Raw genomic sequence first — 19,185 nt, 5'->3', positions numbered from 1 at the left:
TGTCATCCAGCCACGGTTTTAATGTGGTAGCGGGAGAGGGACTTGAACCCCCGACACGCGGATTATGATTCCGCTGCTCTAACCAGCTGAGCTACCCCGCCACTGGGGTTGTTCGGTATATAGCGTTACACCGAAGACCATTGGTCCAGATGCCGAAGCGCAAGGACGCGAGCGATATAGAAGCGGGTCGGCGCACTGTCAATGGGCGGTTTTTAACGAAAGCGATGCTGCGTTTGCTGTTATTTTCTGTTGGCTACCAAGGTGATCGCAACACGCACTGAATGGCCCACAGTGTCGTTGCCTTGGTAGGCCTTGCCTATGCCAAATTCAAGGCGCTGCAACGTGGCTGTCGCTTCCACATTGGCGACACCGTCGACTTCGTCAAACGTGAAATCCAGCGTCACGGGTTGTGTGGTTCCGGCCAGTGCCAACTCGCCTTCGGCTCTGTAGCCACTTTCTGTTTTCGTCACCGTCTGAGAGGTGAAGACAGCCACGGGATACACTTCTGCATTCAGGAAATCAGCGGACAGCGCTTGGTCGGTGTTGCTGCCAAACGTGAATGTGGCGACAGGGATGCGTGCCTCGATGCGCGCGGCTTCAGGAGCTTGCGGGTCAAACAGCACATCAGCTTCAAACGAACCGAAGCTGCCCTGAACATCGCTGCCCATCTGTGCCACGCTCACGGTAATGGAACTGTTTTGCGGATCGATTACCCAATTAGCTTCAACACCGCTTGGTGCGGTCGCGGTGGCTGCCTGAGAGGGGGGCGTTTGGGTCTCAACCTGCGCCGCCTCGATGGCGACAGCCCGATCAGCGCCAAATCCGAAATGCACCACCGCGATGGCCGTCGCCCCCAGCAGAATTGCCAGGCTGGCGAGCCCCAGCGGCGTACGCCCCGTCGCCTTTTTCGGTGGCAATATCCCCGTCTCGACATAAGCTCCCGGAACCATACGCTGGAGCGTCATGTCCTTGTCGATCACTGCATGTTTGATCGCTCCACCAATGTGAAGAACAAGGCTTAGAACCAAGCCTATTGCGGCGAGCCAATGAGCCGTTGCCAAGAAATGCGCCACGGCTTCATTTTTGGGAACAAACGGCAGTGTGTCACCGATACCCCACCACCAGATTGGGGCATATCCCGTGGTCGCGGCATGGTGAAGCCACCCGAACACAGGCACAGCGATAATGAGAGCGTAGAGCAAGAAATGAATCGTTTGCGCCGCAATGGCTTCATTGCCGTGGTTCATGAGACGCGGATGAGGCTGCATCGCAGCCCACGTAATACGAGCGAGGGCGACAAACAGCGCCGCGATTCCAACCGACTTATGAAGCGAATAAAGCCAGATCTTGAAGTCGATTTCCAACTGGGTCTCGATGGGTAGCTGGTACATAAAAAACCCGAGCGGCAGCATGAACAGGATAAGCCCCGCTGTCGTCCAGTGCAGCACTTGGTGGATAAGCCCGTAGGTTTCTTCGCTGTTCGTCAGGCGCATTGCTGGCGTCTCCTTCTAGGACACGTTTTCGCGAATGAACGTGCCGTTTTGAAGGTCACGGATCGCTTCCATCAACTCTTGGCGCGTGTTCATGACAATAGGCCCGTGCCAGGCGACGGGTTCTTGGATGGGTTTTCCGGAAACAAGCAAAAACCGCATACCCTCGTCACCGGAGCGCACGAATATCTCGTCGCCCGTATCAAACCGCACCAGCGTTCGGTTGCCCGACATATCGCGGATGTTCAACTCCTCGCCGGCGAACTCCTTCTCCACCTTCACACCGACAGGCGCAGAAGCATCGCGGAATGTGCCGTAGCCTGCGAAGATATAGGCGAAGGTCGAGGAATAGGTATCCACCGGCAGCCGCTTGGTCACATTCGGCGGCAGCGAAACATCGAGATAGAGCGGATCAGCCGCAATGCCATCAACAGGGCCGGATTTGCCCCAGAAATTACCCGTAATCACTCGCACCACGGTTCCGTCATCGTCGATCACATGGGGAATGTCAGAGCCAGAAATATCCTGATAACGTGGCGTTGTCATTTTCAGCGACGACGGCAAATTGGCCCAAAGCTGGAAACCGTGCATCTGCCCCTGCGCGTTACCAGACGGCATTTCCTGATGCATGATACCGGAACCGGCTGTCATCCATTGCACCGCGCCGTCGGACAGCACACCACGATTGCCCAGCGAATCCGCATGTTCCACTTCGCCTGTCAAAACATAGGTAATCGTCTCGATACCGCGATGGGGATGCCAGGGAAAACCTTTGGCGTATTTCTCAGGGTCGTCGTTGCGAAAATCGTCCATCATAAGGAACGGGTCACACAGATTCTGTTCGTCAAATCCGAAGACACGGTGCAAATGCACACCCGCGCCCTCCATGGTGGGAACAGCTTTGCTCTGCGAAGCTACAGGGCGGAAAGTCATGGCTTACACTCCGGTATTTTGGTTGGGCAAAAGGTAAGCAGCCCCCGCATGCGCGACAAGGCGTATTGGCTTTGCACAATTACATGTTAGGTGTGCATTTTCGCGGCAACGCAAGAGACAGGCCTGTGACATGACGCTGCGTTGGCAGGAACTGAAGACCACCGACTTCGGCCAAACGGCCGACAACCGTATCGCTGTTTTACCAGTAGCTGCAATCGAGCAGCACGGCCCCCATTTGCCGCTTGGCACCGACGCGATCATCGCAAACGGCTTGGTGGATCGTGCCATCACTGCTCTGCCTGACGGTTCCCCTGCCCTCTTCCTACCCTGCTTGGAGATCGGCAAATCGACCGAGCACGGCACGTTCCCCGGCACGCTATCACTGTCTTGGACAACAGCCATCAAAACCCTGTTAGACATCGGCGACAGCATTGCCCGCAGTGGCGTGAAGAAACTGATCATCATCACCAGCCACGGCGGCAACTCGTCATCAATGGAAACCGCAGGCCGTGAATTGCGCGCCAAACAAGGCATGATGGTCGTCACGACAGCGTGGGAGCGCCTTGGCATGGAGCGCACCGACCCAATCGATATTCACGGCGGCGAATTGGAAACATCCATCATGCTCGCCCTGCGGCCTGATTTGGTGGACATGGAAAAGGCAGAAGACTTTAAAAGCACCCAAAGCGAGATGAAGTCTAACAATGACCACCTTGGCTTCCACACTTCCAACGCCTCAATCTCTTGGTTGGCCCAAGATTTGAACACAAACGGTGTGGTGGGCAATGCGGCCGCAGCGACGCGGGAGCAAGGCGAGAAACATATCGAGCGCAGCGTGTCAGGCTTCATTAAACTGCTGGAAGAAACTGCCAAAACATCCATCTGAGAGCCGACGCCCTTACTAAGTAAAAGTGTCAGCCACCGCCTGAGCTGCAATACGCTCAAAAACTTCACGCACATCAGTGCCCTTGGCACGGTCCAGTTCACCCTTTGCCACCTGATCCGCTGACCAGTGCAAAGACTGAGCGGGGTCATGCAGCATATCCCAGTCGGCAAACATCCGCTCGGAAATCGTTGCGTCAAAAACATTACGCACATTCACATGGCGGTCGTCGCGTTTGATGCGGGCATAGGCCTCAGTGACCTTATCCGCCGGCCCTTCCAGCAATTGCAAATAGAGATCACGGCGGCACACGAGCGCGCCAGTAATGCCGTCGCGTCGGTTCAGCCGCCTTGCATCGCTCAAGACGCTGCTCAGGATACTCTCGTCAAATCCAAAAGGTTGAGACGAATAGATGATCTGCTTCATAGGCATTCAAACGCTCCCTCGCACAACGTTATCGTAAGGCGAGAGCGAAGCAAGCGCTCAAACACCGCTAAGATCGAATCCGATAACAACCACTCCAACCTCGCGCCCCGAATCTGCAGTGCTGATGGCCCATCTCTGCCCAACCACCTGAACCAGTGTCATTCCATTCTCGCTCAATACAAACCCCTTCGCGCGGACAATTCCTTCATGCTGCGCCAAACTCTCGGCAAAAGCATCGGCATCAACGACCCCTTCTGGAATCACCACCTTGCTCTTCATTGGGTTTCGGTGGGAGTTGGTCAGATAAGCGCCCCTTGGCCGCCCGATAAAACTCTGCAAAATCAGAGAAGGGTCAACAGCGCTATGTTCGGAATTGATTATCGATGCTTGTGGAGCTTTCTGCGCCAGCCAATCGCGCACGTCAGCCAGCGTTTCAACGTCCACCAAATCGACCTTGTTGAGAACGATCAGATCAGCGTCCGATAGCTGCCGCAGCACGGTGTCATACATATATTTATCCGCGGCCCGAGAACGCACCGTCTCGGCATCCGCCACCACCACAATCCCATCATCCACCACATCCGGTAGCAGTGAGAGCGACGATGCGATCGATCCCGGCAACGCGACGCCACTTGCTTCCAGCACGATGTGATCGGGCGGCGGGTCCATCGCTGCCATTTGCTGCATCGCGGCCATCAGATCATCGCCGTAGGAACAACACACGCAGCCGCCCGCGAGCGCGATCATGTCATCGCCTTGGGCTTCGATCAGGTCCTCATCAATGGGCAAATCGCCAAACTCATTGACCATGATCGCGAGACGCAAGCCGTCAGCAGCGCGAAGCAGATGGTTGACCAACGTGGTCTTGCCTGACCCCAGATAGCCGCCGATGACGGTAACAGGCAGTGATACCATGGCCTACAAATCACTCGCCGCAAAAATGCGCCCGTCCTGCACGGTTCCCCAAACGCGAACGTCTTTCAGCTTGTCGCCGCCGATCTCTTCCGGGTCGTCTTCCAGAATCGCAAAGTCCGCACGTTTGCCTGTCTCGATAGAACCAACCTCATCGTCCAGCTTGAGCGTATACGCGGCACCAATGGTGATCGCGTAAAGCGCTTCGTCTACATCAATCTTCTCTTCCTCGCCCTGCGTGCGCCCGGACGCCGTCAGGCGATTGACCGCGCACCATGCGGTGAACAGCGGCCCCAGCGGCGTGATCGGCGCATCGGAGTGAATGGTCATCGGCACACCCGTTTCCAGCGCGGTTGCACAAGCGTTCATTCGCGTGGCCCTTTCTGGTCCAACGGTCAGATTGTAGTGTTCATCGCCCCAATAGAAATGATGGTTGGCAAACAGGTTCACACACATGCCCAGCCGAGCCATGCGCCGAAACTGTGCGGAATCTGCAAGCTGGCAATGCTGCAGCGTGAAGCGGTGATTGCCGGAAGGCTGGCGCCGCAAAACCTCCTCCATCGTGTCCAGCACAAGCTCCGTTGCCTCGTCGCCATTGGTGTGCGTGTGAACGTGCAGGTCGTGCTTTAGCGCCGCTTCCAGAATTTCCTTCAGATGCTCCGGCGAGATGTACCAAAGCCCGTTTGGTGCGCCGTTATAATAGCCCGGCCAGCGGATACGCGCAGAGAACCCCTGGATAGACCCGTCCACCACAACCTTGATCTTGCCCAGCCGCAGCCTGTCGGTCGATTGCTCTTTGAGTGCAAGCGCGTGATTGATCAATTCCTTTGGCGACACGCCGTGATGAAACCGCAGCGGCACAATTCGCGCTGGATAATTCTTCCGAGCCGTCACCTCACTCATCATCTTCACGGCTTCGTCGGGCAAACGCGCCGCGAGGTCAGTCGCAGTCGTCACGCCAGCACGGACGCACAGTTTCCCAAAGTCAATCAAGCCACCTTCATCGCAGGCCAGCATGTCACGGTCGAAACCTACATGTATGCCAACCGGCGTCATCACATCCGGTCCCTTCAATTCACCCGTCGGCAAACCGTCCTTACCGAGCGGAATTCCCGGATTGTTCAACCCAGGCTTCAACAGCCCCGCCAGTTCCAGCGCCTTTGAGTTCACATTCAGTATGTGACCTGAAGCATGCATCACTCCCACGGGCCGCGTCGTGGAGACACGATCCAAGTCTTCACGCGTTACCCGCGCACCGCCCGCTCCATCCTTGCCAAAATAGATCGGATCAAGCGACCAGCCGGGCAGCGGCTGATCGGGGTCATCCATCGTCTGATCCGCTTCTTGCAGACGTTTGATCACTGATTCTATGTCTTTCGCACCGCTCCAAACTTTGCCATGCGGGTCCATCCGGTCGAAGAAGCCCACATAAGTATATTTCCAAAGTGTCCCTTCCATCGCGTGACAATGGCCCTCAACCAAGCCCGGCATAATAATCTTGTCAGCGAAGGTTTCATCGAGTTTGTAGTCGCCCCAGCCTTCAAGCTCAGCCAAAGAACCAGCCCCTAGAATTCGCCCGTCACGCACGGCCACATGGGTTGCTACCGGCCGGGCCGGGTTCATGGTGATGATTTTCTTGGCTTTATAAATGACGGTCATCAAGCTCTCCACGTTTGCATGGCCCAACACTTGCGAGCCGCGCGCACTTTGGCAAGCGGGTTGGAAAAAAATACAATAATACCCTTCACAGACAGCCCTTTATCGTTGCAGTCTTTCAACTTGGAAAAGCGGGGTGGCCTTTCCGAGTGTTGAAACTCGCACCGCACCTCCCGCTTTAATTTGGTAAAAGGGAGCCCCTAAACATGCGCAAACTCATCAAATCTCTGGTCGCCGCCACCGCCTTGGCAGGGACACTTGCGGCCACACCGGCCTTCGCAGAAACCTGCCCGAACAAGGGCGGCACGCTCGTTTCATGGCTCGGCCAGACCCCGCGTCACCTCAATCCAGCCGTTCAGTCCGGCGTTGTCACTGGCGCGCCGGGCGCACAGCTCTTCGCAACACCGCTTCGCTATACCGATGGCTGGGAACCCGAGCCTTACCTGGCCGAAAGCGTCACAACATCTGACGATGGCCTGAGCGTGACGATCAAGCTCAAGGACGCCAACTTCCATGACGGCAAGCCGATCACTTCAGAAGACGTGAAGTTCTCGGTCGAGACGATCAAAGCCAACCATCCCTTCAAAGCAATGTTCGGCCCCGTGGAATCGGTTGAAACGCCAGATCCGAAAACCGCGGTTCTGAAACTCTCCCAGCCGCACCCTGCTCTCATGCTAGCCATGTCTTCGCAGCTGATGGCGATCATTCCAAAGCACGTTTATGGCGATGGCCAAGACATCAAGGCCCATCCACAAAACTCCGAAAACGTTGTTGGCTCCGGCCCGTTCAAGCTTGTTGAATTCACTCGCGACCAGCACGTGATCCTTGAACGCAACGACGACTATTTCATGGACCCGCCCTGCCTCGACCGTATCGTGATGCGGATCATCAAAGACCAGTCCGCCGCTTCCATCGGCTTGGAAAACGGCGAGTTGCACATGGCTCCGTTCATGAACACCGTGCGCAACATCAAACGGCTGGAAAAAGCCGAAGGCCTCAACGTCACTTCTGAAGGCTATGCGGCCATCGGAGCGCTCGACTGGTTGGCTTTCAATACCAAGAAGGGCCCGCTCGCGGACAAGCGCGTGCGTCAGGCCATCGCCTATGCCGTGGACAAAAAGTTCATCATGGGCGCGCTGATGCAGGGCTTAGCGCAAGAGGCCAAAGGCCCCATCCACCCCGGCTCGCCGCTGGCTGAACCAAATCTGCCCAGCTACGACGTCGATCTGGAAAAAGCTGCAGCGTTGCTTGACGAGGCAGGCTTCCCGATGAAAGACGGCAAACGAATGGACCTGTCCATCAATTTCGGCTGGCCTTCTATCAAGCCGCAGGCTGAATACGTAAAAGCGGCGCTTAAAAAAGTTGGCATCGAAGTAGCAGTGAAAGCCTCGCCGGACTTCCCGACATGGGCGAAAACCGTGTCCAACCACGATTTCGACATGACGATGGACACCGTGTTCAACTGGGGTGACCCCGTGATCGGCGTCCACCGCACATACGATTCTAAAAACATCAAACCGGGCGTGATCTGGTCCAACACGCAGCAATATGAAAACCCCCGCGTGGACGAATTGATGGAAATGGCTGGCAAGGAAACCGACCCGGTGAAGCGCAAGGCGCTCTACAAAGAGTTTCAGGAAATCGTCGCTGACGAACTGCCAGTCTACTGGCTAAACACCCTGCCCTATCACACGGTTTATTCCGATAAGGTCGGCAATCCGGTCAAAGGCATCTGGTCGTCATCCTCACCGATGGACCGCGTCTATCTGAAGTAAAATGGTCGACGGGCGCAGCACAATGCTGCGCCCGTCTCCTTCATTGCGCAGGCCATTCCTGCCGCAGCCTGATCCGTCAGCAACAGGCCACCATCTGTGAACTATGTCCTGCCCATCCTGAACCGCGTCTTCTATGCCGTGCTGCTGCTCGCCGCCGTGCTCGTGCTCAATTTCTCGATGATGCATATGGCACCGGGCGATATTGCAGACACGATCGCCCAGGCTTCTGGCGGCGCAGACGCGGAAATGCTTGAGCAAATCCGGCGCGATTACGGCCTCGATCAGCCCTTCATCGTCCAGTTATTCAGCTACATCGCTAAAGTTGCGACCTTCGATCTCGGCTACTCGTTCTTTTACAACCAACCCGTCACCACACTGATTTTCGAAAAGCTCCCGGCAACGCTTTTGCTGGTAATCACCGCACAAATTCTGGCGCTCGTCGTGGGCGTGTTGCTCGGCGTTTTCTCGGCGCGCAACCCTAAAGGCTTCCTCAGCTACCTCGTCACCGGCATTTCGTTGTTCGGCTATGCCGCACCCGTGTTCTGGACGGGCATCCTGCTGCTCATCGCCTTTTCGCTAAAAATTCCACTCTTCCCTGTTGCGGGCATGATGGACGTCACCGTCGAGGGAAACTTCTTCTCGCAAGCCGTCAGCATCGCCCATCACATGGTGTTGCCCACTGTGACGCTGGCCTCGATTTTCCTGGCCCTCTATTCCCGCCTGTGCCGCGCTTCCATGCTGGAAGTCTTGGGCTCCGACTACATCCGCACCGCAAAAGCCAAGGGCCTATCCGAACGCGAAATCGTTCTCAAGCACGCTTTGAAAAACTCGCTGTCGCCCGTCATCACCTTGGCTGGCCTGCAATTCTCCGCCGTTGTCTCCGGCGCGGTTCTGGTGGAAGCCGTCTATTCGTGGCCGGGCCTCGGCACATTGGCCCTGCAATCCATCATCGCACGCGATACGCCCACAATCCTCGGCATTCTGTTCTTCTCTGCACTTGTCGTGATCGTTGGCAACCTGCTGACCGATCTAGCGCTGCGCCTCGTTGACCCCCGTGTTGGGAGCAAAGGATGAGCGAGCAAGACCTCACACCTGCTGAAGCGCTGGAAAAAGCGCGTTCGCCATTCTCCGAAGCTTTTGAGATGTTCCGCAAGAACCGCTCTGCCGTTGCCGGATTGATCTTGCTGACCCTCATTGCACTGGCAGGTCTCATTGGCCCTTACGTCTATCCCGGCGATCCCTACGAAATGGTCTGGGCACCGCTGTCTGCACCGGGAGAAGAAGGTTATCTGTTTGGCACCGATTATCTGGGCCGCGACCTCCTCTCGATGCTCATCCACGGCGCCCGCGTTTCCATCGCCATCGGCCTATCCGCTGCCTTCCTCACTGTTTTCATAGGCATCACCATTGGTGCTCTGGCAGGTTTCTACAAAGGCTGGGTCGAAGAATTACTGATGCGCATAACCGAGTTTTTCCAAGTGCTGCCGACGCTGTTGTTCTCCATGGTCATCGTCGCCCTCTTCGGCGCATCGCTCCCGATGATAACGCTGGCGATCGGACTTGTTTCATGGCCAGCCGTTGCCCGTATCACCCGCGCCGAATTCCTGCGCATCCGCGAGTTGGAATACGTCATGGCGGCCCGCGCTTCCGGCGTGTCCAACGCCAAGTTGATCTTTTCCGTCATCCTGCCCAACGCCCTGCCGCCCATCATCGTGCAAGCCGCCTTGATGGTCGGCTCCGCGATCCTGTTTGAAGCGGGCCTGTCCTTCCTCGGCCTGACTGATCCCAACGTTGTCTCATGGGGTCAGATCATTGGCTCCAACCGCGAATATATTCTGGACGCGTCCTTCACCGTTACCGTGCCGGGGCTTGCCATTTTCATCACCGTATTGGCGATTTCGCTCGTCGGTGACGGCCTCAACGACGCGCTTAACCCCAAGCTGAGACAACGCTAATGGCTGCGCTTCTCAAGGTTGAAAATCTGCGCATCGAACTCGCCACCCGAGACGGCGTCGCTCCAGTGATCGACGATCTATCGCTCGAACTCGGCGCCGGCGAAACGCTCTCTTTCGTTGGTGAATCCGGTTGCGGCAAATCCATGACGGCATTGGCGCTGATGGGCCTGTTGCCCGATGTGGGCCGCGTGGCTTCCGGCTCCATTCTGTTTAACGGCGAAGATCTCACCCAAGCCAGCGACGCCCGCCTGCGCGAAATCCGTGGCAACGAGATCTCGATGATTTTCCAGGAACCAATGACCTCGCTCAACCCGCTCTACACCGTGGGTGAGCAGATCGCTGAAGTGCTGCGCCGTCACCAAAATCTCGGCAACGCCGCCGCCCATGCCAAAGCCATCGAACTGCTCGACGCCGTGCGCATCCCCAACCCCAAAGCGCGGGTCGGCGACTACCCGCACCAAATGTCCGGCGGCCAGCGGCAGCGCGTGATGATCGCCATCGCACTTGCATGCCAGCCGCAAATTCTGATCGCGGACGAGCCGACAACCGCGCTCGACGTCACGGTTCAAGCTCAAATCTTCGACCTGCTGCGCGACCTTGGCCGCGAAACGGGTACTGCCATCATTCTCATTACCCACGACATGGGCGCGGTCGCAGAAATGGCAGAGCGCATGATCGTTATGTATGCAGGCCGCAAGGCGGAAGAAGGCCCAGTCGATACGGTCATCGAACACCCGCGTCATCCTTATACGAAGGGCCTCATTTCCTGCGTGCCGCATCTTATGGCGACGCTCACCGAAGACCGCCCTGACTTAATGGAGGTGCCGGGCATCGTACCAAGCCTGAAAGACTTTGGCAGAGATGCCTGCCTTTTCGCCGCCCGCTGTTCGATGGCGCAAGACAAATGCCACAAGACGCGCCCGCCGGAAATACAGTTCAAAGACGATCAAACCTCTGCCTGCTGGTTTGCGAAGGAGGTGTGATGAGCAAGCCCCTTCTCGATGTTCAAAATCTATCCGTCCGATTTCCCGTCAAGCGTGGCGGCATGTTTGGCGGAAAATCATGGCTCTATGCGGTAGACGACATATCCTTCACCGTGCCCAAGGGCGAAACGCTCGCCATCGTCGGTGAATCCGGCTCCGGCAAAACCACCGCTGCGCTTGCCTGCGCCCGTCTTGTCAGCGCTTATCAGGGCAAGGTGCAACTGGGCGATCACGACTTCCTGACGCTGAAAGACGAAGCGTTGCGCCAAGCCCGCGCCCGCGTTCAAATCATATTTCAAGACCCCTATGCGAGCCTCAACCCGCGCCTGCGCTCGGAAGCCATTGTGCGCGAACCCATCGACAGCCTAGAGACTGCACCGCCCAGCGAACGCCAGAAAATCGTCGATGATCTGTTCAAATCCGTCGGCCTGCGCCCCGAACAACAGCGTCTGTTCCCACATCAGTTTTCTGGCGGCCAGCGCCAGCGCATCGGCATTGCACGCGCATTGGCCACAAGCCCCGATTTGATCATATGCGATGAACCGGTCTCGGCGCTCGATGTTGCTGTGCAAGCGCAAATTCTCAACCTGTTGCGCAAGCTGCAAAAAGACTTGGGTCTCACCTATCTGTTCATCAGCCACGATCTCGGCGTGGTGCAGCACATGGCTGACTCAATCGCTGTTATGTATATGGGCAAAATTGTCGAACAAGCCGATCGGCTGTCGCTGTTCAACAACCCGCTCCACCCCTACACATCGGCGCTGCTTTCCGCTGTGCCATCGGTGGACCGCAAACGCCGTGAGCAACAAAAGCGCATTCTGATCCCCGGCGATCCGCCAGACCCGATCAACCCGCCCAAAGGTTGCCGTTTTGCCAACCGCTGCCCCGTTGCAAAGGATATGTGCCTAAACAGCCCACCGCCGCTGCGCGAGCTAAAAGGCGGGCACAAAGTTGCGTGTCACTTGGTAGGCGACGACGCTAAGTCACCGCTCTAACCCGCGTTCCCGGCGCAGGCGGCATCTCGGCCGCGCCGGCAAAACACTGCGCGAGCGCCATCCAGCGCGTTGCGGTATCGCCTGTCACTCTAAGGCGCGTATCGGCGATGTTCCGAGTTTGCGTCACAACCTGACAAAACTCCTCCGCCAAACCCTCAATGCGCTCGTGGGCGCTTTCGTCTCCATAAGTCCAAACCGCACCCGAAGGTCCGGTCAAAACCAAATGCGGCATGGCGTCGGGAACATCCAACCCGTTCACCTTGAAGGTCCATCCGAATGTGTTCACTCCCAGAACCACAATGTTGCGGATGCGGTCGGTGTTGACCCTCTCCACGCCAAGCAGATCATAGACCTCTTGCCCATGCGCCCATGTTTCCATAAGCCGCGCAGTCGCAGACGAGCGAACGCTCATGCTTGGCCCTGCCCAAACAACCCGCGCGGATGGATCGGCGGTGGCAAAATGTGCGGCCAATTCCTTACATCCCTCCCACCACGTTGATACCAAGTCAGCACCAGTGAGATCGCTTAAATAATCCCGCTCGAACGCCTTCATGGAGCCAGTCTTCAGTTGTTCCGCCACGCGCGAAAAGAAGGCATGGAAACCGGCCTCGTCTCGCAAAGACAAATCCGCTGCCATGTTCCAGATGTGCAGATGGCCGATCACATCTTCGATGGTCCAACCTTTAAACGCAGTCGGCTTGCGCAAAACCGAAGCATCCAGATCGGAAACGAGACCGCGCAAGGCTGCGCTTTCGTCAAGAAAATCCTGCGCCTGTTCCATTACCGCTCCAACATCGCTTTGACCGCATGCCAAGATGCTTTTGGCGTCCGCTCCAGCGTGTCGAAATCCACATGAACAAGCCCGAACCGCTTGTCATAACCGAGCGACCATTCGTAATTGTCCATCAGCGACCAGATGAAATAGCTCTTCACCGGCACGCCGTCTTCAATGGCCCGCAGCACTTCGCGCAGATGAAGATCGAGATAGCGCATCCGCTGTTCGTCGTTTACCGCGCCGTCCTTTACCACATCCCAAGAGGCCATGCCGTTTTCAGTCACATGAATGGGGATATCACCTGCATATTCCCGATGCGCCCATGTCAGGAAATGGTGCAGACCTTGCGGATAGATTTCCCAATCAACGGAAGTCTTCTCCAGCGGCCCTGGCACCTCTTTCAGAGCAGGCCAGATGCCCGTGCCATCATCGGCGATCAGTTTGCGCGTGTAATAGTTCACCCCCAACCAATCGACTGGCGCGGCTATCGTATCAAAGTCCTTCTCCCAGCCGGGCGGCATGTGCGGACCAAGTCCATCCAGCACATCGGCAGGGTATTCCTTTTTAAACACACCCCCCAAAAACCAGCGGTTGTAGATTCCGTCATACAGCTTCGCTCTAGCCAGATTCTCCGGCTTGTCATCTGCCGCTTGCGCGTATTCAAAATTCATGACCACGCCAACATCTTCCATGCCCAACGCCCGCATAACTTTGACGCTTTTGCCATGAGCAAGAAGCACGTGATGCATGGCGTGCGCAGCGGCGCGAATATCTCGTAAGCCGGGCGCGTGGTGGCCCATGAAGTGTGACAGCCAAGCGATGCACCACGGTTCGTTGAACGTCGCGGACGCCGCCATGCGATCACCAATTCGGCGCATCACTATGTCGGTATAGTCTGCAAATCGGTCGGCAATATCGCGGTTTTGCCAGCCGCCTAAAGTCGCCAATGGTGCGGGCAGATCCCAATGATAGAGGGTTGCGTAAGGTGCAAGCCCACGCTCCAGCATGCCGTCCACCAACCGGTCGTAAAAGTCCAAGCCTTCCGCATTGGCTGCTCCACGCCCTTCCGGCTGAACCCGTGCCCACGAAATCGAAAAGCGGTAAGCGTCCAATCCACAATCGCGGATCAGGTCTAAATCCTGTGGCCAGCGGTGGTAGTGATCGCAGGCAATTGCCCCATTCTCGCCTCGCGCGGTGTTTCCCGGTGTTGTCGCAAAAGTGTCCCAATGGGAAACCCCGCAGCCCCCGAAAGACGATCCCTCAATCTGATAGCTTGATGTCGCTGTTCCAAACGAAAACCCGTTTGGAAAGTGCGAGCGATTCAACCCCAAGCCACCACTCATGGTGCGTCTCCAGTCGATGCACCCAGCACAAATTCAGGCTCCCACAATTCGTGGACATGGTCAGCTGAGCCATGATCGATACTCTTGATCAACATTTCTGCTGCCCTGCGTCCGGCGTCGCGAATAGAAGACCGCATCGAAGTGAAGAAAGGCGCGTTTGGAGAGGTCTCCTCTCCAGCGCTTGCGAGAAACGAGAGAGCGTCATCATAAATGATCACAGCGATATCCGAGCCTATTTTGCAGCCAATCTCGCTCAGTGCCCGTGCACCGCCCATTGCCACCAAGATGGATGAATAAATGATCGCTGAAGGTGGTTTTGACAGCCCCAGCAACTCGTGCGTGGCGTGATAGCCGTAAGGCTCGACCATGTCTGCGCTGTGCAACAAGTCGCGGCGCGGATCGATGTTCCCCTCTTGCAAAGCTGCCCGATAACCCTGCATCCGTTGATGGGCGAAATTCATCGTCTCCAAGCCGTTCACCAGCGCAATATCATGGTGCCCTCGCTCGATTAGAAATGTTGTCGCATCGCGAAAAGATCCGGCATTGTCCACGTCCAACCAAGAATAAGATGCCTCATCTCGCCCGTCACGACCGTGCACCAAAAATGGCAATTCCAATTGCTGCAACAGATCGATGCGACCATCACCGCGCAACGGCCCATGAACCACAACAGCATCCACGCGGCGACGGTTGGCAAAATCGCGATAGACCTCGTGTTCGTCGCGCTGGGCCACAACACGCAAGAGCATGTCATAGCCTAACCGCGCATAGGCCTCGCCTGCGCCGGCTATGAAGTCGGAGAAGTGGGGGTTGATCATGGTGTGGTCAGAAAGTGGAATCACGTGCCCAATCTGTCGCGCCTTGCCGGTAGCGAGGCTCGCCGCGCTGGGATTCGGCTGATAATTCAACTCTCGTGCCGCCATTCGCACGCGCTCACGGGTTTTTTCATTGACCTCAGGAAAACCGTTCAGCGCACGGCTTACCGTTGTTTGCGAAAGCCCCAGATGCTGGGACAGCTTCTTAAGATTCGTGCCGCTCTTGGTCATCCTACTGCTCACACCATTTGATGGCCTTCTACAAGAAGACCAGAAATCAAAGCGCTTTGGAAGCCTTGGTGTAGGCTGATGCACACCCGATGATCGCCCTGTGACAAGCACCTGATACAAACTTGACACCACGCTATCATAGAGGAACACTATCGCTTCCAAAGCGCTTTGGAGAAAGCGTAGGAAAGTCGGTCAGGGAGGGGAGTGCGTCTCCTTGCGACCGACACAACATTGCAAGCCCTCTCGGGCATGCCACTGGAGGAACTATGAAAAAATCCATTCTCGCTGGCGCCGTTGCGCTGGCCATGTCTTGCACCGCCGCCTTTGCTGGCGGCCACATCAGCCTTAAATTCGCACCGGGCGAGGACAAGCGCTTCTCGTGGGATACCTACGAAGCCTTTGCGGCCAAGCACGACCTGACGGGTCAGAAAATCACAGTGTTCGGCCCATGGCGTTCGGAAGATCAGAAGCTGGTCGAGTCGATGATTGATTACTTCGAGGCCGCTACCGGCGCGGAAGTCACGTATTCATCCTCAGAAAACTACGAGCAGCAGATCGTCATCGACACACAAGCCGGTTCGCCACCAGACATCACCGTGCTGCCACAGCCGGGCCTGCTCGCAAACCTTGCATCCAAAGGCTATCTCACGCCGCTCGGTGATGATGCCGCCAACTGGATGAAAGAGAACTATGCTGCCGGTCAGTCATGGGTCGACCTTGGCACGTTCAAAGGCAAAGACGGAAACGCATCGTTTTATGGCTTCCCCTACAAAGCAGATGTGAAATCGCTCGTCTGGTATTCGCCAGAAAACTTTGAGGATGCCGGATACGAAATCCCGCAGACAATGGAAGAACTAAAGGCGCTAACCGACAAAATCGTCGCTGACGGCGGCACGCCTTGGTGTATCGGCCTGGGTTCAGGCGGTGCTACCGGCTGGCCAGCAACCGACTGGACAGAAGAATTCATCCTCCGCACCCAACCTGCCGACGTCTATGACAAGTGGGTGACGAACGAGATCAAGTTCGACGATCCGCGCATCGTGGCAGCGATTGAAGAATTCGGCGCATTCGCCCGCAATGACAAATATGTCGACGGCGGCGCAGGTGCGGTCGCAACGACCGACTTCCGCGAGAGCCCCAAGGGTCTCTTCTCCTCGCCGCCCAAGTGCTACATGCACCGTCAGGCTTCGTTCATCCCGGCTTTCTTCCCCGAAGGCACGAAAGCTGGCGAAGATGTCGATTTCTTCTACTTCCCGGCCTACGCATCGAAAGAAGCCGAACTCGGCAAGCCCGTTCTTGGCGCAGGTACGCTCGTATCCATCACAAAGGATTCGCCCGCTGCGCGCACCTTCATCGAATGGCTGCAAACGCCAATCGCACACGAGGTCTGGATGGCTCAGGGCGGTCTGCTGACCCCGCTGAAATCGGTCAACACGGAAGTCTACGCCAACGAAGCGCTAAAGAAGCAGGGCGATATCTTGCTCAACGCAACCACGTTCCGATTTGATGGTTCGGACCTGATGCCCGGCAAAATCGGCGCAGGCGCGTTCTGGACAGGAATGGTTGACTATGCAGGCGGTAAAGACGCTGGCGAAGTCGCCAAAGGCATTCAGGAAACCTGGGACTCGCTCAACTAACGTAATTTCCTCTCCGCGCGTAACAGCGCGGGGAGGAACCACTTCGGTCTGATAGGGTGACAGTCGCAAAGAACGCCTGAACCCGAAGTCAGCCAAGGCGGCGCAGAACCGCCCGGCGCCAACGCGCCGCTTCCGCGAAGGCCGTTCGCCCTTGAGGCGAAAGAACGCCGTGAGCGAATAAAGAGGGACCAAAGATGCAAGACTTGATGTGGGCCTTGTTCACCATGGTGATCGGCGTTGCCGGTTGCATAGCCTACTTTTATGGCTCGAACGCTTTGCTTGACCGTCTGTACCCGGCAGGAAACTCAGCACGCGCAAGCGGCATGTCGGCCCATGATATTTCAGTCAACATCAACAAGGCCAACGCGATCCGACCTTGGCTCTTCCTGTTTCCCGCCTTCGCCCTGCTCACGATTTATCTCATCTACCCCGTTTTCAAAACGCTCCAGCTCTCTTTCTTTGACGCGTCCGACACAAACTTCGTCGGCCTCGACAATTGGCGCTGGATGCTCACCGATCCTGGCTTTCACGAGTCCATTTTCAACAACGCACTTTGGCTCATCGTTGTGCCTTCGGCTGCCACGTTCTTCGGCCTCATCATCGCGGCGCTGACAGACAAAATCTGGTGGGGCAACATCGCCAAATCATTGATCTTTATGCCAATGGCGATTTCCTTCGTCGGTGCATCGGTGATCTGGAAATTTGTCTACGACTACCGTGCAGAGGGCTCCGAGCAGATCGGCATTTTGAACGCCATCGTCGTGTTCTTCGGTGGCGAACCGCAGGCGTGGATTACCGTGCCGTTCTGGAACAACTTCTTCCTGATGATCATTCTGGTCTGGATTCAAACCGGCTTTGCCATGGTCATCCTCTCGGCCGCGTTGCGCGGGATTCCGGAAGAAACCATTGAAGCGGCGGTGATCGACGGTGCCAACCCGTTGCAGATTTTCTTCAAAATCATGATCCCCCAAATCTGGGGCACAATCGCGGTTGTCTGGACCACCATCACCATCCTCGTGCTGAAGGTCTTCGACATCGTATTTGCGCTCACAAACGCCCAGTGGAACACGCAGGTTCTCGCCAATCTCATGTTTGACTGGATGTTCCGCGGCGGTGGTGATTTCGGCCGTGGCGCGGCCATTGCGTTGGTTATCATGATCCTCGTCATCCCCATCATGGTTTGGAACATCCGCCGCGCCAACGCAGAGATGAAGGGGCACTGATATGGCGACCGTCTCCAAGCGCTCCTCTCTGACATGGGCCGTGCATCTAACCACCTTGTTTTTGGTAACGATCTGGGTGCTGCCCACGCTCGGCCTGTTCGTTTCCTCCATCCGCGACAAAGACCAGATATCCGTCTCCGGTTGGTGGACCGCCCTTTCAAGTTCCACCCAAAACCAGATCTTCCGCGCACCGGGCGCAGATGGCCAAGTCGAGCGCGATGGTGTGTTCGTCATTTCGGGCAATGTGCTGGAAGGAACGGCTGGCAAAATCGCGACATTCGGCATTTCCAGCCGCGAACCCAAAGCTTATCAGGTTGGCGAGAGCGCGGTCTTGCGCAACGGTGCGGCGCTGACAGTGCAAGCCGATGGTTCCTTTGAAATTGTCTCCACAGAACGCATCACTTCGAGCCGTGGGCAGCGCATTTTCTACGAGGCTACTGCCCCGCCACGTTTCACGCTTGAGAATTATCACGAAGTTATCAACGCCGAAAACCTTGGTCGTTCCTTCATCAATTCGCTCACGGTAACAATCCCGGCGACCGTCATCCCAATCTTGATCGCCGCCTTTGCCGCCTATGCGCTTGCGTGGATGGAATTCCCCGGCAGAGCGCTGCTAATCGCGGTAGTGGTTGGCTTGCTCGTTGTGCCGCTACAGATGTCGCTCATCCCGCTGCTGACCGCCTATAACGACATCGGCGCATTCTTCGGCGTTCCGGCGAAAACCTATCTCGGCATATGGTTGGCGCACACAGGCTTTGGTCTGCCGCTCGCAATCTATCTGCTGCGCAACTATATCGCTGGCTTGCCCCGCGAAATTTTGGAATCCGCGCGGGTCGATGGCGCGACGGACTTCGAAATCTTCATCAAAGTCATCCTGCCGCTTTCCTTCCCCGCGCTCGCTTCCTTCGCGATCTTCCAGTTCCTATGGGTGTGGAACGATCTGCTCGTCGCAATCGTTTTCCTCGGTGCCGGCGACGATGAATTGGTGCTGACGGGTCGCCTTAACAACCTGCTCGGCATGCGTGGTGGCCAATGGCACATTCTCGCCGCTTCCGCCTTCGTCACCATCCTCGTCCCGCTCCTCGTCTTCTTCGGCCTCCAGCGCTATCTCGTGCGCGGTCTGCTGGCCGGTTCCGTGAAAGGTGGATAAGTC

17 protein-coding genes and 1 tRNA gene are annotated in these 19,185 nt (G+C 56.7%); 9 read left to right on the top strand and 9 right to left on the bottom strand.

Going from position 1 to position 19,185, the window contains the following annotated elements:
- Positions 1 to 24: 24 nt before the first annotated feature.
- The 3 genes from ACFQ14_RS02125 to ACFQ14_RS02115 form a co-directional block, all read right to left on the bottom strand.
- Positions 25 to 101, bottom strand: a tRNA-Met gene (locus ACFQ14_RS02125).
- A 138-nt stretch (positions 102 to 239) separates the two neighbouring features.
- Positions 240 to 1,493, bottom strand: coding sequence for a YceI family protein (locus ACFQ14_RS02120; protein WP_377211045.1), 1,254 nt, complete (start codon positions 1,491 to 1,493; stop codon positions 240 to 242).
- Between the two features lie 15 nt (positions 1,494 to 1,508).
- On the bottom strand, positions 1,509 to 2,423 hold the full coding sequence (locus ACFQ14_RS02115; RefSeq protein WP_377211044.1) for a pirin family protein: 915 nt from the start codon (positions 2,421 to 2,423) through the stop codon (positions 1,509 to 1,511).
- A 130-nt stretch (positions 2,424 to 2,553) separates the two neighbouring features.
- Between ACFQ14_RS02115 and ACFQ14_RS02110 the strand changes: the two genes are divergently transcribed.
- Positions 2,554 to 3,309, top strand: coding sequence for a creatininase family protein (locus tag ACFQ14_RS02110; RefSeq protein WP_377211043.1), 756 nt, complete (start codon positions 2,554 to 2,556; stop codon positions 3,307 to 3,309).
- A gap of 15 nt (positions 3,310 to 3,324) precedes the next feature.
- Here the strand turns inward: ACFQ14_RS02110 and ACFQ14_RS02105 are convergent, their stop codons facing one another.
- From ACFQ14_RS02105 to ACFQ14_RS02095, 3 genes are read right to left on the bottom strand one after another with little or no spacing between them, the layout of a single operon-like run.
- Entirely contained in the window at positions 3,325 to 3,738 is a 414-nt protein-coding gene (locus ACFQ14_RS02105) for a BLUF domain-containing protein (RefSeq protein WP_377211042.1), read from the bottom strand.
- A gap of 51 nt (positions 3,739 to 3,789) precedes the next feature.
- On the bottom strand, positions 3,790 to 4,647 hold the full coding sequence (locus ACFQ14_RS02100) for a CobW family GTP-binding protein (RefSeq protein WP_377211041.1): 858 nt from the start codon (positions 4,645 to 4,647) through the stop codon (positions 3,790 to 3,792).
- A gap of 3 nt (positions 4,648 to 4,650) precedes the next feature.
- Complete coding sequence (locus tag ACFQ14_RS02095; protein WP_377211040.1) at positions 4,651 to 6,303, bottom strand: amidohydrolase; 1,653 nt, start codon at positions 6,301 to 6,303, stop codon at positions 4,651 to 4,653.
- 203 nt (positions 6,304 to 6,506) lie between these two features.
- On the opposite strand from ACFQ14_RS02095, the gene ACFQ14_RS02090 reads away from it, so the two are divergent.
- The 5 genes from ACFQ14_RS02090 to ACFQ14_RS02070 all read left to right on the top strand — a co-directional run bounded on the left by ACFQ14_RS02090 (position 6,507) and on the right by ACFQ14_RS02070 (position 12,008).
- Positions 6,507 to 8,075: an ABC transporter substrate-binding protein gene (locus ACFQ14_RS02090; protein ID WP_377211039.1), complete on the top strand. Its 1,569-nt coding sequence runs from the start codon at positions 6,507 to 6,509 to the stop codon at positions 8,073 to 8,075.
- A 96-nt stretch (positions 8,076 to 8,171) separates the two neighbouring features.
- Positions 8,172 to 9,149 carry an ABC transporter permease gene (locus tag ACFQ14_RS02085; RefSeq protein WP_377211038.1) on the top strand — a complete coding sequence of 326 codons (978 nt, stop codon included), beginning with the start codon at positions 8,172 to 8,174 and terminating at the stop codon, positions 9,147 to 9,149.
- A complete protein-coding gene (locus ACFQ14_RS02080) occupies positions 9,146 to 10,030 on the top strand; it encodes an ABC transporter permease (protein ID WP_377211037.1) in 885 nt (294 codons plus the stop codon). The genes ACFQ14_RS02085 and ACFQ14_RS02080 overlap by 4 nt, the downstream gene beginning before the upstream one ends.
- Entirely contained in the window at positions 10,030 to 11,013 is a 984-nt protein-coding gene (locus ACFQ14_RS02075; protein WP_377211036.1) for an ABC transporter ATP-binding protein, read from the top strand. The genes ACFQ14_RS02080 and ACFQ14_RS02075 overlap by 1 nt, the downstream gene beginning before the upstream one ends.
- Positions 11,013 to 12,008 carry an ABC transporter ATP-binding protein gene (locus tag ACFQ14_RS02070; protein ID WP_377211035.1) on the top strand — a complete coding sequence of 332 codons (996 nt, stop codon included), beginning with the start codon at positions 11,013 to 11,015 and terminating at the stop codon, positions 12,006 to 12,008. Before ACFQ14_RS02075 ends, ACFQ14_RS02070 begins: the two co-directional genes overlap by 1 nt.
- On the opposite strand, the gene ACFQ14_RS02065 is transcribed toward ACFQ14_RS02070, so the two are convergent.
- Genes ACFQ14_RS02065 through ACFQ14_RS02055 form a run of 3 tightly spaced genes read right to left on the bottom strand, consistent with a single transcriptional unit; the run spans position 11,992 to position 15,172 of the window.
- A complete protein-coding gene (locus ACFQ14_RS02065; protein ID WP_377211034.1) occupies positions 11,992 to 12,789 on the bottom strand; it encodes a TIGR03084 family metal-binding protein in 798 nt (265 codons plus the stop codon). The two genes, ACFQ14_RS02070 and ACFQ14_RS02065, sit on opposite strands and share 17 nt — an antisense overlap.
- The gene (locus tag ACFQ14_RS02060) at positions 12,789 to 14,126 is read right to left on the bottom strand and encodes a GH1 family beta-glucosidase (protein ID WP_377211033.1); all 1,338 of its coding nucleotides are present in this window, start codon (positions 14,124 to 14,126) and stop codon (positions 12,789 to 12,791) included. The genes ACFQ14_RS02065 and ACFQ14_RS02060 overlap by 1 nt, the downstream gene beginning before the upstream one ends.
- Entirely contained in the window at positions 14,123 to 15,172 is a 1,050-nt protein-coding gene (locus tag ACFQ14_RS02055) for a substrate-binding domain-containing protein (protein ID WP_377211032.1), read from the bottom strand. The genes ACFQ14_RS02060 and ACFQ14_RS02055 overlap by 4 nt, the downstream gene beginning before the upstream one ends.
- 266 nt (positions 15,173 to 15,438) lie before the next feature.
- Between ACFQ14_RS02055 and ACFQ14_RS02050 the strand changes: the two genes are divergently transcribed.
- The 3 genes from ACFQ14_RS02050 (at position 15,439) to ACFQ14_RS02040 (ending at position 19,182) form a co-directional block, all read left to right on the top strand.
- Positions 15,439 to 16,809 (top strand): ABC transporter substrate-binding protein, encoded by a 1,371-nt coding sequence (locus tag ACFQ14_RS02050; protein ID WP_377211031.1) that lies wholly within the window; start codon positions 15,439 to 15,441, stop codon positions 16,807 to 16,809.
- Between the two features lie 194 nt (positions 16,810 to 17,003).
- Positions 17,004 to 18,032, top strand: a complete 1,029-nt coding sequence (locus ACFQ14_RS02045; RefSeq protein WP_377211030.1) for a carbohydrate ABC transporter permease — start codon at positions 17,004 to 17,006, stop codon at positions 18,030 to 18,032.
- 1 nt (position 18,033) lies between these two features.
- Entirely contained in the window at positions 18,034 to 19,182 is a 1,149-nt protein-coding gene (locus ACFQ14_RS02040) for a carbohydrate ABC transporter permease (protein WP_377211029.1), read from the top strand.
- Positions 19,183 to 19,185: the final 3 nt, after the last annotated feature.

Source organism: Pseudahrensia aquimaris (assembly GCF_042676045.1).
GTDB classification, from domain to species: Bacteria; Pseudomonadota; Alphaproteobacteria; order Rhizobiales; family Rhizobiaceae; genus Pseudahrensia; species Pseudahrensia aquimaris.
Note: the sequence above shows the minus strand (reverse complement) of the source record. Positions and strands in the feature narration are given on the sequence as shown.